At 70.9% G+C, this 13,361-nt stretch carries 14 protein-coding genes; 1 reads left to right on the top strand and 13 read right to left on the bottom strand.

All coding sequences use genetic code 11. The annotated features are described in order from the left end of the window. Positions 1–107 precede the first annotated feature (107 nt). Complete coding sequence (locus QP939_RS31015; protein WP_285449720.1) at positions 108–626, top strand: YqaA family protein; 519 nt, start codon at positions 108–110, stop codon at positions 624–626. On the opposite strand, the gene QP939_RS31010 is transcribed toward QP939_RS31015, so the two are convergent. The 13 genes from QP939_RS31010 to QP939_RS30950 all read right to left on the bottom strand — a co-directional run bounded on the left by QP939_RS31010 (position 591) and on the right by QP939_RS30950 (position 13,286). Beyond that, positions 591–770, bottom strand: a complete 180-nt coding sequence (locus QP939_RS31010) for a DUF397 domain-containing protein (RefSeq protein WP_285449719.1) — start codon at positions 768–770, stop codon at positions 591–593. The two genes, QP939_RS31015 and QP939_RS31010, sit on opposite strands and share 36 nt — an antisense overlap. Before the next feature lie 8 nt (positions 771–778). After that, positions 779–1,612 (bottom strand): helix-turn-helix domain-containing protein, encoded by an 834-nt coding sequence (locus QP939_RS31005; RefSeq protein WP_285449717.1) that lies wholly within the window; start codon positions 1,610–1,612, stop codon positions 779–781. 73 nt (positions 1,613–1,685) lie between these two features. After that, entirely contained in the window at positions 1,686–2,132 is a 447-nt protein-coding gene (locus QP939_RS31000; protein WP_285449716.1) for a tetratricopeptide repeat protein, read from the bottom strand. Next, complete coding sequence (dapB, locus tag QP939_RS30995) at positions 2,129–2,869, bottom strand: 4-hydroxy-tetrahydrodipicolinate reductase (RefSeq protein WP_285449715.1); 741 nt, start codon at positions 2,867–2,869, stop codon at positions 2,129–2,131. Before dapB ends, QP939_RS31000 begins: the two co-directional genes overlap by 4 nt. After that, a complete protein-coding gene (locus tag QP939_RS30990) occupies positions 2,866–4,230 on the bottom strand; it encodes a M16 family metallopeptidase (RefSeq protein WP_285449713.1) in 1,365 nt (454 codons plus the stop codon). Before QP939_RS30990 ends, dapB begins: the two co-directional genes overlap by 4 nt. A 134-nt stretch (positions 4,231–4,364) precedes the next feature. Beyond that, positions 4,365–6,641, bottom strand: a complete 2,277-nt coding sequence (locus tag QP939_RS30985; protein WP_285449712.1) for a polyribonucleotide nucleotidyltransferase — start codon at positions 6,639–6,641, stop codon at positions 4,365–4,367. A 220-nt stretch (positions 6,642–6,861) separates the two neighbouring features. Then, positions 6,862–7,131 carry a 30S ribosomal protein S15 gene (gene rpsO / locus QP939_RS30980; protein WP_003084034.1) on the bottom strand — a complete coding sequence of 90 codons (270 nt, stop codon included), beginning with the start codon at positions 7,129–7,131 and terminating at the stop codon, positions 6,862–6,864. A gap of 130 nt (positions 7,132–7,261) precedes the next feature. Continuing rightward, positions 7,262–7,765, bottom strand: coding sequence for an RNA 2',3'-cyclic phosphodiesterase (gene thpR, locus QP939_RS30975; RefSeq protein ID WP_285449711.1), 504 nt, complete (start codon positions 7,763–7,765; stop codon positions 7,262–7,264). Then, on the bottom strand, positions 7,765–8,238 hold the full coding sequence (locus QP939_RS30970; protein ID WP_285449710.1) for a helix-turn-helix domain-containing protein: 474 nt from the start codon (positions 8,236–8,238) through the stop codon (positions 7,765–7,767). The genes thpR and QP939_RS30970 overlap by 1 nt, the downstream gene beginning before the upstream one ends. An 85-nt stretch (positions 8,239–8,323) precedes the next feature. Continuing rightward, the gene (locus tag QP939_RS30965; RefSeq protein WP_285449709.1) at positions 8,324–9,298 is read right to left on the bottom strand and encodes a bifunctional riboflavin kinase/FAD synthetase; all 975 of its coding nucleotides are present in this window, start codon (positions 9,296–9,298) and stop codon (positions 8,324–8,326) included. Positions 9,299–9,328: 30 nt separating this feature from the next. Next, positions 9,329–10,234: a tRNA pseudouridine(55) synthase TruB gene (gene truB, locus QP939_RS30960; RefSeq protein WP_285449708.1), complete on the bottom strand. Its 906-nt coding sequence runs from the start codon at positions 10,232–10,234 to the stop codon at positions 9,329–9,331. 148 nt (positions 10,235–10,382) lie between these two features. Then, positions 10,383–11,708, bottom strand: a complete 1,326-nt coding sequence (locus QP939_RS30955) for an MFS transporter (protein WP_285449707.1) — start codon at positions 11,706–11,708, stop codon at positions 10,383–10,385. A 258-nt stretch (positions 11,709–11,966) separates the two neighbouring features. After that, the gene (locus QP939_RS30950) at positions 11,967–13,286 is read right to left on the bottom strand and encodes an MATE family efflux transporter (RefSeq protein ID WP_285459887.1); all 1,320 of its coding nucleotides are present in this window, start codon (positions 13,284–13,286) and stop codon (positions 11,967–11,969) included. Positions 13,287–13,361 lie beyond the last annotated feature (75 nt).

Here is a 13,361-nt window from a genome sequence, read left to right as displayed (position 1 = left end):
TGATCTTCTGGTGCCCGCCACCGGCCGAAGACGGGGGCTAACCCCCGTGTGCGGAGATTTCGAACTGATAACGTGGAGAACCTGAGCGATTTTCGGGAGGTGACACGATGAGCTGGATCCTGCTGACGCTGGGCGTCGCGTTCGGGTCCGCCATCGTGCCGCTGATCAACGCCGAAGTGTTCCTGATCGGGCTGTGCGCGAGCCAGCCCGGGTTGCACTGGCTGTGGCTCGGGGCGGCGGTGGCCGTCGGGCAGATCGCCGGGAAGACGCTCTACTACCTCGCCGCGCGCGGGACGATCAAGCTCCCGAAACCGTTGCACGACCGGCTCCACCGCGAGCGGCCGATGACGCCCCGGCGCGTGCGCTGGCAGTTGCGCACGAAACGCGTGCGCGCCTGGCTGGATCGGCTGCGCGAGCGCTGCCACCGGCACCCGCACTGGATGGCCGGGACGTACGGGGTCAGTTCCCTGGTGGGCCTGCCGCCCTTCATGGCGACGAGCGTGCTGGCGGGGATCGTGCGGATGCGGCTCGCGACGTTCCTGACGGCCGGGCTCGCCGGACGCTGGATCCGCTTCAGCCTGATCGCCGCTTCACCCGCGGTCTTCGCGGGGTGGCTGCACCACTGAGCACAGCGCGGCCCAGGCGGCGCGGGAGACCGTCAGCTGGCCGAGGTGACGAGCTTTCGTGTCCCGCACCCCGACGGAATCCGCGAGGAGAACCTCGACGCACTCGTCCTTCGCGGTGTAGCTCGAAGTGCGCCAAGTGACCACGGTGCCCCCTATCGCGCCAGCTCCCGAAGCAGACCGCGGGAAGCGTCTTCGGCCAATGCCTTGCCCAGTAAGACTTTTACCAGCTTCCGGTAGCTGGCGATAGCGTCCAACTCGTTGATGAAGGCGCTGGCGTGGTGGTGCTCCAGCAACACGACAGCAGGATCGGCCGGGAACTCGTAGAGGGCGAACATCCCACTCTTGCCCGGGTGATAGCCCACCTCCGCAGGCACGATTCGCACTGAAATGTTAGAGGTAAGAGCTAACCTCAGCAGGTGGTCGATCTGATCGGACATGATGTCCTCGTCGCCGACCACCTCGCGGACCGCCAGCTCCGACATGATGGCGTTGAGCCGGATCGGCTTGGGGCCGGAGAGAATGCGCTGGCGCGCCAAGCGAACCACCAATCGCGCATCGGCATCCTCGATGCTGATGCCGGAGGCGGCGAGCAGGACTCGGGCGTAGTCGGGAGTCTGCAGCAACCCCGGGATGATGAGCGGGGACCAGTTGGTGATGAGGCTCGCCGTGCGCTCGCACTGGATGACCGCCGTGAGGGCGGCGGGCAGGTCCGCGGGATGGGAGTCGAGCCAGTTCGACTCTTTCGTGTGCTGGGCCAGGTAAAGCAGCCGTCTGGTCGTCGGCTGCTCCACGCGGAGGTAGCCGAGGATGCGCGCCACCTCCTCCACCGGCGGCACCCGGATCCCCAGCTCCCACTGGGACAGCAACCTCGGGTCGATCTCCAGCGCCCGCGCCAGCTCACGCAACCCTAATTTCCGCGCTTCGCGCACTTCGCGCAGCGAAGCGGACAACGCGCGCAACCCCGGGGAAGACAACGTCGATTTCATGCGACGGATAATACGAACGCCGCCCATTTCCCGAATGAACGACAACTGTCAGCGAAATGCCACACCGCCCCATTCAGCGGTCGGCGGCCTCCAGCTCGACGGCTTTCTTCATCGTTTCGCGGGCGCGTCGCCGGTCGCCCGCGATGTCGTACGCGTACGCCAGCTTGTACCAGACCCGCCAGTTGTCCTGGTCCGCCTCGACCTCCGCGCGGCGCTCCTCGAACCACGCGTCGGCCGCCGCGCGGTCGACGCGGCCCGACGGGCGCCTCGGCAGGCCGGAGACGTCCGGGAGCTGGCCCTCTTCGTCCAGGCGACGGGACAGGCGCTGGATCTGCAGCCCGTTGCGCCAGGTCACGACCACGATCCAGATGCCGAGGATCGGCAGCAGGAGGACACCCACGCCCAGCGCGATCCCGGCGCCCGTCCCGGACTTGAACAGCGCGAACGCCCGGTCCGCCAGCAGGACCAGGTACACCACCAGCGCCGCCGTCAGCAGCAGCGCCACATTGCGCGCCCTCACAGGTCGAGGACGTTTTCCAGGCCGACCGTCAGGCCGGGACGCTTGAGCACCTCACGCACGCCCAGCAGCACGCCCGGCATGAACGACGTCCGGTCGAGGGAGTCGTGGCGGATGGTCAGGGTCTCCCCCTCGCCGCCGAACAGGATCTCCTCGTGCGCCACCAGGCCGGGCAGCCGGACCGAGTGGACGTGGACGTCCTCGACCGTGGCGCCGCGGGCGCCGTCCAGCTCCGACGTCGTCGCGTCCGGACCCGGCGCCACGCCCGCCTCGGCCCGCGCGGCGGCGATCATCCGGGCGGTGTGCGCGGCGGTGCCCGAAGGCGCGTCGGCCTTGCGGTTGTGGTGCAGCTCGATGATCTCGGCCGACGCGTAGAACTTCGCCGCCTGGGCCGCGAACCGCATCGCCAGAACCGCGCCGAGCGCGAAGTTCGGCGCGATCAGCACACCCAGCGACGGCTTCGGCTCCAGCAACGCGCGCAGCGAGGCCAGCCGCTCTTCGCTGAAGCCCGTCGTGCCGACGACCGCGTGGATGTCGTGCTCGACCAGGTATTCCAGGTTGCCCATGACGGCGTCGGGATGGGTGAAGTCGACGACGACCTGGGCGTCGCCCAGGGCCGCGAAGTCGTCGCCCGCGTCCAGCGCGGCCACGAGCTTCATGTCCGAAGCGCCTTCGACGGCGTTCACCACCGTCGCGCCCATCCGGCCGCGCGCACCGAGCACACCGACGTTGATGGTCATGAAGCGATCACCTCGTGCAGGTCGTCAGGAAGGTCGTCGGCGTGAGCGTACGGCCCGACGACCGCCGCCGCCGAGACCCCGCCGGGCCGGGCGAACAAAGTGCGAGCGAGCGCACACACGTCCTCGGTCGTGACGGCGTCGATGCGGGCGATCGTGTCGTCGACGCCCAGGTAGTGGCCGTAGTTGAGCTCGTTCTTGCCGATCCGCGACATCCGCGACGACGTGTCCTCCAGGCCCAGCACGAGCCCGCCGCGCAGCTGGCCCTTCGCGCGGGCCACCTCGGCGTCGGTGAGGCCGTCGACGCCGACCTTGTCGAGCACCTCGCGGATGACGCCGGCGACGTCGCCGAGCTTCTCCGGCTGGCAGCCCGCGTACACGGCCATGTGCCCGGTGTCGGCGTAGCTCGCGACCGACGAGTAGACCTGGTAGGCCAGCCCGCGCTGCTCACGGATCTCCTGGAACAGGCGCGACGACATCCCGCCGCCGAGCGCCGCGTTGAGGACCGACAGCGCGAAGCGGCGGTCGTCGTGGCGCGACAGGGACCGCAGGCCGAGCATCACGTGCGCCTGCTCGGTGTCGTCGGTGTGCAGGGCCAGCTTCGGGACCGTCTTGATCCTGGCCCGGCCCTCGCGCGGCGCGACCGGCGTCGCGGACCCGGCCAGCTTCTCGCGAAGAGCCTTGCGGACCAGCCGCAGCACCTGGCCGTGGTCGATGTTCCCGGCGACGGACAGGACCATCCGCGGCAGCGTGTAGCGGCGCTTGTAGAAGTTCCGCAGCGCCGACGGCGACATCTCGATGATCGACTTCTCGGTGCCGAGCACCGGGCGGCCGAGCGGGTGGTCGCCGAGGATCGCGGTCACGAACGTCTCGTGCAGCAGGTCCTCGGGATCGTCGTCGCGCATCGAAATCTCTTCGAGGACGACGCTGCGTTCCATGTCCATGTCGCGGTCGGTGCAGAGCGCCTCGAACACGACGTCGGTGACCAGGTCCATGGCCAGCGGCAGGTCGGCGTCGAGGACCTGCGCGTAGTAGCAGGTGTGCTCCTTCGCCGTGAAGGCGTTGAACTCGCCGCCGACGGCGTCGATCTCCTCGGCGATCTGCGTGGCGTCACGGTGCTTCGTGCCCTTGAACAGCAGGTGCTCGAGGTAGTGCGCGGCACCGGCGACGGCGGCCGGCTCGTCGCGGGAGCCGATGCCGACCCACAGCCCGACCGTGGCCGAGCGGGACGCCGGGACGTGCTCGGTGATCACGCGCAGGCCGCCGGGGAGGACACTGCGCTTGACGACCGCACCGTCCGGAGTGGACTCGAGCGTGCGGGTGGTGCCGACGGGCTGCTCGTGCCCGGAAACCTGCCGTGCCATGGGTTCCTTACTCACGATGCCGCGAAGGCCCCCTGCCGCCGGGGTCGTGAGTGTTTAGGGCGGTTCTAACCGCCCTAAACACTCACGACGACTTGCACCGTGCGGATCAGGAGGCCTTCGGCGGAACTTGCGTCTTACTTGGCGTCGGCCTTCTCGGCGTCGGCCTTCTTCTCGTCACCCTCGGCGGCGGGCTTGGCGGCCTCGTCCTCCTTGACGACGATCAGGCTGATCTTGCCGCGGTTGTCGATGTCGGCGATCTCGACGCGGAGCTTGTCGCCCACGTTGACCACGTCCTCGACCTTGGCGATCCGCTTGCCGTTGCCCAGCTTCGAGATGTGCACCAGGCCGTCCTTGCCCGGCAGCAGCGAGACGAACGCGCCGAACGCGGCCGTCTTCACCACGGTGCCGAGGAAGCGCTCGCCGACCTTGGGCAGCTGCGGGTTGGCGATGGCGTTGATCTTGTCGATCGCCGCCTCCGCCGACGGGCCGTCGGCCGCGCCCACGTAGATCGTGCCGTCGTCCTCGATGGAGATGTCGGCGCCGGTCTCCTCGGTGATCGAGTTGATCATCTTGCCCTTCGGGCCGATGACCTCGCCGATCTTGTCCACCGGGATCTTCACGCTGGTGACGCGCGGGGCGAACGGGCTCATCTCGTCCGGGCCGTCGATCGCCTCGGCGATGACCTCCAGGATGGTGAGCCGGGCGTCCTTCGCCTGCTTCAGCGCGGCGGCGAGCACCTCCGACGGGATGCCGTCGAGCTTCGTGTCCAGCTGCAGCGCGGTGATGATGTCCTTGGTGCCCGCGACCTTGAAGTCCATGTCGCCCAGGGCGTCCTCGGCACCGAGGATGTCGGTCAGCGCGACGTAGCGGGTCTCGCCGTCGACCTCGTCGGAGACCAGGCCCATCGCGATGCCCGCGACCGGCGCCTTCAGCGGCACGCCGGCGTTGTACAGCGCCATGGTGGACGCGCAGACCGAGCCCATCGACGTCGAGCCGTTGGAGCCCAGCGCCTCGGAGACCTGGCGGATCGCGTACGGGAACTCGTCCCGCTTCGGCAGCACCGGCACCAGGGCGCGCTCGGCGAGCATGCCGTGGCCGATTTCGCGGCGCTTCGGCGAACCGACGCGGCCGGTCTCACCGGTGGAGAAGGGCGGGAAGTTGTAGTGGTGCAGGTAGCGCTTCGTCGTCTCCGGGGAAAGGGAGTCGATCTGCTGCTCCATGCGCAGCATGTTCAGCGTGGTGACACCCAGGATCTGGGTTTCGCCGCGCTCGAACAGCGCCGAGCCGTGCGCCCGCGGGATCACGGCGACCTCGGCCGAAAGCGACCGGATGTCGGTGAGGCCACGGCCGTCCATGCGGATCTTCTCCGTCAGGACGCGCTGGCGCATGATCTTCTTCGTCAGGGCCTTGAACGCCCCGCCGATCTCCTTGTCGCGGCCCTCGAAGGCCTCGCCCTCGCCCAGGCCGACCTTCTCCAGCACGGCGGCCTTGACCTCGTCGGTCGCGGCGTCGCGGTCCTGCTTGCCCGGGATCTGCAGCGCGCGGGCCAGGTCGTCGGTGGCGATCGCCGCGACGGCCTCGTAGACGTCCTGCTGGTAGGCCGGGTAGACCGGGAACTCGCCGGTCGGCTTGGCGGCGACGTCGGCCAGCTTCTGCTGCGCCTCGCACAGGACCTTGATGAACGGCTTCGCGGCCTCGAGGCCCTCGGCGACCGAGGCCTCGTCCGGCGCCTTGCCGCCGGCGGCGATCAGGTCGAGCGTGTGCTCGGTGCCCTCGGCCTCGACCATCATGATCGCAATATCATTAGGACTGTCGTCCCCCTGTGAGACGATACGACCCGCGACGACCATGTTGAAGGTCGCCTTCTCCAGCTGGGACCAGGTCGGGAACGCGACCCACTGGCCCTCGATCAGCGCGACGCGCACGCCGCCGACCGGGCCGGAGAACGGCAGGCCGGCGATCTGGGTCGACGCCGACGCGGCGTTGATCGCCAGCACGTCGTACGGGTCGTCCGGGTTGAGGCTCTGGACGGTGATGACGACCTGGATCTCGTTGCGCAGACCGTCGGTGAACGACGGGCGCAGCGGCCGGTCGATCAGGCGGGCGGTGAGGATCGCGTCGGTCGACGGGCGGCCCTCGCGGCGGAAGAACGCGCCGGGGATGCGGCCCGCGGCGTACATGCGCTCTTCGACGTCCACGGTGAGCGGGAAGAAGTCGAAGTGCTCCTTCGGGTGCTTCGACGCGGTCGTCGCCGAGAGCAGCATGGTCTCTTCGTCGAGGTACGCGACGACGGCGCCGGCGGCCTGCTTGGCCAGGCGGCCCGTCTCGAAGCGGACGGTGCGAGTACCGAACTTGCCGTTGTCGATGACGGCTTCGGTCTCGTGCACGGTGACTCCGGTGGAGTCGGTCATAGACAGTTCTCCTCTTTGGTTCCTTCTACTGGCGCGAGTCTCCCACCCTGGGACCCGTTTCGCCTGAGGACGCTCGAGGAATGAGGCCGGTCTTCGATCGAAGCCCCCGGGTCGTTACCCGGGAACCACTACCGAGGACCGGCGGACGGACCCTCGTGCGCGCTCGCGCCGTGTTGTGGCGAGGGGGAGCGACCGCGTGGTCACTCCCCCTCGGGTAAAGCTATCGGCGCAGGCCGAGGCGCTGGATCAGCGCACGGTAACGCTCGATGTCCACCTTCATCACGTAGTTCAGCAGCCGGCGGCGACGGCCGACCAGCAGCAGGAGCCCGCGACGCGAGTGGTGGTCGTGCTTGTGAGCCTTGAGGTGCTCGGTGAGGCCGACGATGCGCTTGGTCAGCAGCGCGACCTGGGCCTCGGGGGATCCGGTGTCCGAGTCGTGCACGCCGTACTCGGCCAGGATCGACTTCTTCTCTTCGGTGGACAGCGCCACTTGTGTTGCTCCTCGAAATAATCAGTGCCGTGCGGCCCCGGACGTGGATGCACGCCGGGAAGACGGTCACGGCCGCCACGGACTGCAGCCGGACCCGATCGTGAGGTTACCAGCCCGCTGAACAGGGCGTTCAGGCGCGGTCCAGCTCGAAGGCGCGGGCCACCCGGTAGCGGGGCCCGCCCGGCTCGCGCTCGCTGGTCATCAGCACCACCTCGGTGGCCGTCCACCCGCGGCTGGCGAAGTGCGCAAGCCTTTTGGTGTAACGCCCGGCGCGCCCCGGTTCTTCCCGGGGGAACCGCGCGAGCGTCAGGTGGCCCACGTAGGGCCTCGCCTCGGCGTCGGCGCCCGCGGCGTGCGCGAGCGGCGTCAGCTCCGATCCGGCGACAGTCAACCACAGCACCCCGGGGAACGTCGCGGCCTTTTCCAGCCGGACGTCGACGGCCGCGCGCCCGGCCAGCCGCGCGGCCAGCCAGTCGCCGCGGGTCTCGACGTCGTCGTGCCCGTAGTAGGCGAGGGTGACGTGCCAGCGCTCCGGCGGCTCCCAGCGCAGCCCGTCCGCCTGCTCGCCGACGGCCTCGGCGACCGCTTCGACGACGTCGTCCGGCGGCAGCAGCGCGCTGAACAGGACCGGCATCAGGCGCCGTTGCCCGCCCGGCGGAGCAGGTCGGCGATGGCCGGGAAGTCGTCGTCGAGCCGCTTGGCGGCCTCGCCGAGGTCCTCGTCTTCGGCCAGGTCACGCAGGTAGGCGAGCACTTTCTGGTCCTGGGAGACGACCGGGATGTTGTCGCGGCCGACGGTGGGCCGCGAGTCGCGGACGTCCTCCAGCGCGGCGAGCATCGCGTCGCGGTTGCCCGCGGCGACCTCGGGCACGAGGATCTTGCGCTCCAGCATGATCATCCTGGCGAGCACGACCGGGTTGCCGATCTTCGCCCGCCGCCCGCTCATCACCTGGCTCAGCATCGGCGCGCTGATCCCGAGGACCTCGGCCAGGAACGCCTGCGAAACGTCGAACGCGACCACCAGCCGGCGCACCCGGTCGCCGAGCGGCTCGCCGTACCATTCCCGCTGCAACGCGATGTTCCGCTGGACGATCTTGTGGTCCTCCACCAGTTCCGCTCCCCTAAGCCCCGCTCGCGCACACCGTCCGTGAGCATCTTGCCATCGCGGCCACCCCCGTGGCCGCGAAATCCCCCTATTCGCCCCCGGTCGGGGCGTCCTGGAGCGCCTTGCGCGTCTCGACGACGTCTTCGTCGATCTGCGCGACCAGCCCGGCCGAGTCCGCGAACCGCACCTGGTCGCGCAGCCGGGTCACGAAGTCGATCGCCACGTGCTGGCCGTAGAAGTCCTCGTCGACGTCGAGGACGAACGCCTCGACGGTCCGCTCGCGGCCGGAGAACGTCGGGTTCGTGCCCACCGAGACCGCGGCGCGCAGCCGGCGCGACGGGTCCGCCGAGCGGGTGAACCAGGCGCTGTACACGCCGTCGGCCGGGACGGCGGCGAACCGCGGCGTCGACAGGTTCGCCGTCGGGTAGCCGAGGTCGTGGCCGCGGCCGACGCCGCGCACGACGATGCCCTCCAGCCGGTGCGGGCGGCCGAGCGCCTCGGCCGCGGCGACGACGTCGCCCGCGTCGATGCACGACCGCACGTACGTGCTCGAGAACGTGATCGCCGATTGGTCCTCTTCGGACAGTTCCTTGCCCTGCAGTTCGGTGCCGGACGCGGCGAACCCGAAGCGGCGGCCGAGGGTGCGCAGCATCTCGACGTCACCGGCGGCCTTGGCGCCGAACGTGAAGTTGTCGCCGACGATCACCGCGGCCGCGTGCAGCCGGTCGACGAGCACCTCGTGCACGAACTCCTCCGGCAGCAGCCGGGACAGCTCCAAGGTGAACGGCAGCACGCAGAAGACGTCGACGCCGAGGCCTTCGACGAGCTCCGCCTTGCGCCGCAACGTGGTCAGCTGCGCCGGGTGGCTGCCGGGGCGCAGCACCTCGGACGGGTGCGGGTCGAACGTCAGCACGACGCTCGGCAGCCCGCGTTCGGCCGCCGCGGCCACGGTCCGGCCGATCAGCTCCTGGTGCCCGCGGTGCACACCGTCGAACACGCCGATGGTGACCACGCACCGGCCCCAGCCGCCGGGGAGGTCCCCCAGCCCACGCCACCGCAGCACGTCAGACTCCCGTTCTCTGTAGAGCCCACCCTAGGCGGGCAGCAACACGACCACCGCGCGGGACACGCCTTGTTCGTCGACCGCCAGCGCGAGCACCCGGCCGTCCGGCCCGAACAGCCCGTAGGTGCCCTCGAGCCCGGCCGCGGGGATGCGCTGGCCGTGGCGGACCGCCTTCGCCGTCGCCGCGTCGACGTCGCGGCGCGGGAAGGCCGCGGCGACGGCGGCGTCGAGGTCCAGGCTCAGTTCGGGGGTTTCTTCGAGCTGGTCGAGGGTGCGCGCCTTGGCCAGCGTGAACGGCCCGACCGTGGTGCGGCGCAGCGCCTTGAGGTGACCGCCGACGCCGAGGTCGGCGCCGAGGTCGCGGGCCAGCGCGCGGACGTAGGTGCCGGACGAGCACTCGACGACGGCGTCGACCTCGACGTGGTCCTCTTCGTGGCGCACGGCCAGCACGTCGAAGCGGTGCACGGTGACCGGGCGGGCCGGGATGACCACGTCCTCGCCCGCGCGGACGCGGGCGTAGGCGCGCTTGCCGTCGATCTTGACCGCGCTGACCGCGCTGGGCACCTGCTGGATGTCGCCGGTCAGCTTCTCGACGCCGTTCGCGATGTCGTCGTCGGTGACGTTCTTCGTCTCGGCCCGGCTCAGGACCTCGCCCTCGGCGTCGTCGGTCGTGGTGCTGCTGCCGAGGCTGAGGGTGGCCAGGTACGTCTTGCGGTCCAGCGCCAGGTGGCCGAGGAGCTTGGTGGCGCGCTCGATGCCGAGCACCAGCACGCCGGTCGCCATCGGGTCGAGCGTGCCGGCGTGCCCGACCTTGCGGGTGCCCATGATGCGGCGGGCACGCGCGACGACGTCGTGGGACGTCATGCCGGCGGGCTTGTCGACGATCAGCAGACCGGGCGGCGGGGCGGGACGGCGGGGCGGTTTGGGGCTCGACACGCGGCAAACCCTAGCGGCCGCCGATCGCGGTTGGATCAGGCGCTCGGCTCACGCGTAAGCGCCCCAATGTGGCCTTGGTTGCGTCAGACGCACCGAAGGCCGCCTTGGGTGCGTCAGACGCACCGAAGGCCACATTGGGGCGCTTGGGTCAGGCGGCCACGATCGGGGTCTCCGGCAGGGCGGCGTCCCACCGGCGGCGGGTGATCCGGACCGGCAGCTCCTCGCCGCGGGCCTCGGCGAGGAACAGGTGCGCGCGGGTCCGGCGCCACCACACGAGCATCCGGACCGTGCCCAGCGCCAGGATCGCCACGATCGCCAGCAGCGACACCCGGAAGTTCCCGCCGGTCCACTGCAGGAAGACGCCGACGCCGAGCGCGGCGATCGTCGTCGCGACGAAGCCGCCGACGTTGACCACACCGGTCGCCGTGCCGACGCGGCTGAGCGGGTTGTAGTCGCGGGCGAGGGCGAAGCCGATCATCGACGCCGGTCCGCCGAGGGCGAGGAAGGCGAACGCGGGCACCAGCACGGCCACCGGCACCTGGCCCGGCCAGCTCAGCAGCACGGCCCAGAGCAGCGCGGCCCCGCCGATGTACCCGCCGACCAGCGGCATCCGCAGCGACGGGCGCCTGCCGATCAGGCCACCCAGCAGCGGACCGCCCGCCATCGAGCCGAAGACGAACACGGTGAGCAGCGCGCTCGCCGTCGCCTTCGACTGGCCCTGACCCTGCACCAGCCACGGCACGCCCCACAGGAGCGTCAAGGCGTTCGGCGCGAACATCGTGCTGAAGTGCACCCAGAAGCCCAGGCGCGTGCCCGGCGTCCGCCAGGCCTCGGCGACCTGGTGCGCGAGCTGGCGCGGCCGGACGGCGTCGCGGACCGGCGGCTGTTCCCCGGCGGGGACGTCCCGCACCCGCAGCGCGACGACGAGGGTGTAGAGGACGGTGACGGCGCCGACGGCGAGGAAGGTGGGCGTCCAGCCGGCGGCGTCGAGCAGCAGCGACAGCGGGACGGTGGCGGCGAGGTTGCCGATGTAGCCGACGGCCGCGGTGAACGACGTCAAGAGGGCGTACTGGCGGCCCGGGAAGTGGGCCGCGACCAGGCGCAGGACGCTGACGAAGGTGAGCGCGTCGCCGAAGCCGAGCACGCCGCGGGCGAGCAGGCCGAGGCCGTAGGAGTGGGCGAGGCCGAGCAGCAGCTGCCCGGCACCGAGGACGAGCACGGCGACGGTGAGGACGCGGCGAGGGCCGTAGCGGTCGACCAGGACGCCGGTCGGGATCTGCATCGCGGCGTAGACGCCCACCTGCAGCACGGTGAACGTGCCGAGCGCGGCGGCGCCGACGCCGAAGCGTTCGGCCGCCTGCAGCCCGGCGACGCCGAAGGAGGTGCGGTGGAAGACGGCGAGGAGGTAGACGGTGACGGCGGACAGCCAGATGAGCCAGGACCGGGCGGTGGCGCGGCCGGTGGCGGGCGGCACGATTTCCTCCAGTGTTTCGGCGTTCGGGTGGTACGGACGCCTGCGCTGCCGTCCCTACAACTTGTATCGCCTAAGCAACGACGAAACATAGCCGTTATCCCGGTGGTGTTCACCACATGGCCGGTCAGCGGCCGGGCGGGCACCGCTCGAATGGGTGGCACGATGGCCGCCGAAGCCGCCTCCGGCGAACCGCGCCGTACGCAAGCCCCGGCGGGCGGCCGCGCCAGCCGACCACGCGGTCCTCGCGCGCGACCCCGCTCAAGCCGGGCGGACCGCCCCCGTCACCGCCCACGTTCCCGCGCGCCAGCGGGCCACCACGAACGCCAGCCGCAGGACCATGAACAGCGACAGGCCCGTCCAGATGCCCGTCAGGCCCCAGCCGAACCCCAGCGATGCCCAGATCAGCGGCAGAAACCCCAGCGCCGCGCTCCCCAGCGTCGCGTTGCGGAGGAACGCCGCGTCGCCCGCGCCCAGGAGCACTCCGTCCAGGGCGAACACCACCCCCGCTATCGGCTGCAGCGCCACGAAGAACCACCACGCGTGCGGGATCTCGCCCAGCACGCCCGGGTCGGACGTGAACGCGTGCGGCAGCACCCACGACAGCGCCGCGAACAGCACGCACAGGAAGCACCCCAGCAGCAGCCCGTACCCCGTGATCTGCGTCGCCACCCCGCGCGCCTGCCGGGCCGACCCCGCGCCGAGGGCGGCCCCGACCAGGGACTGCGCCGCGATCGCCACCGAGTCCAGCACCAGCGCCAGGAACGTCCACAGCTGCAGCACCACCTGGTGCGCGCCCACCGCCTCCGTCGACGTCCGGGCCGCGACCGCCGCCGCCGAGACGAAGCACGCCTGGAACGCCAAGCTCCGCAGCACCAGGTCGCGGCCCAGGCCGAGCTGCGCGCGCATCACCTTGAAGTCCGGCCGCAGCCCGACCTTCTCGCGCACCAGCGCGGCGAAGAACAGCGCCGCCGAGATCACCTGCGCCACGACGTTCGCGATCGCCGAGCCCTCCAGCCCGAGCCCGGCCCAGTACACGAGCACCGGGCACAGCACGGCCGAAATCCCGTTGCCCGCCAAGACGTAGCGCAACGGCCTCGCGGCGTCCTGCACCCCGCGCATCCAGCCGTTGCCCGCCATCGTGACGAGGATCAGCGGCGCCCCGAACAACGCGATCCGCAGCCACGACACCGCCGCCGAAGCGATCTCGTCACTGCCCGACAACGCTCGCGCGATCGGCCACGCCAACGCCTGCCCGGCGGCCAGCACGAAGAGCCCGACCAGCAGCGCCAGCCACGTCGCCTGCACGCCCTCGCGGACGGCGTCGGCCCGGCGGCCCGCCCCGTGGAGCCGGGCCGTGCGCGACGTCGTGCCGTACGACAGGAACGTCAGCTGGCTCGACACCTGGGCCAGCACGACCCCGCCGAGCGCGAGCCCGGCCAGCGACAGCGCGTCCAGGTGCCCGACCACGGCCGTGTCGACCAGCACGTACAACGGCTCGGCGGCCAGCACCCCCAGCGCCGGCACGGCCAAGCCCAGCACGCGCTTCGCCGGGACCCGCTCGGTCTCCTCCACATTCACCACGAACCGGACTCTAACCGGCGGCACCGACAGTTCTCGCGCGGCGGGAACCCGGGAACTTTCCCGGCCCGCCAG

The organism is Amycolatopsis nalaikhensis (assembly GCF_030264295.1).
Taxonomy (GTDB): Bacteria; Actinomycetota; Actinomycetes; order Mycobacteriales; family Pseudonocardiaceae; genus Amycolatopsis; species Amycolatopsis nalaikhensis.
Note: the sequence above shows the minus strand (reverse complement) of the source record. Positions and strands in the feature narration are given on the sequence as shown.

What these genes read in the sequence shown, in the direction of transcription:
- QP939_RS31015 (WP_285449720.1), top strand. Translation starts at nt 108, where the DNA reads ATGAGCTGGATCCTGCTGACGCTGGGCGTCGCGTTCGGGTCCGCCATC.
- QP939_RS31005 (WP_285449717.1), bottom strand. Translation starts at nt 1,612, where the DNA reads ATGAAATCGACGTTGTCTTCCCCGGGGTTGCGCGCGTTGTCCGCTTCG.
- dapB (WP_285449715.1), bottom strand. Translation starts at nt 2,869, where the DNA reads ATGACCATCAACGTCGGTGTGCTCGGTGCGCGCGGCCGGATGGGCGCG.
- QP939_RS30990 (WP_285449713.1), bottom strand. Translation starts at nt 4,230, where the DNA reads ATGGCACGGCAGGTTTCCGGGCACGAGCAGCCCGTCGGCACCACCCGC.
- QP939_RS30985 (WP_285449712.1), bottom strand. Translation starts at nt 6,641, where the DNA reads ATGACCGACTCCACCGGAGTCACCGTGCACGAGACCGAAGCCGTCATC.
- thpR (WP_285449711.1), bottom strand. Translation starts at nt 7,765, where the DNA reads ATGCCGGTCCTGTTCAGCGCGCTGCTGCCGCCGGACGACGTCGTCGAA.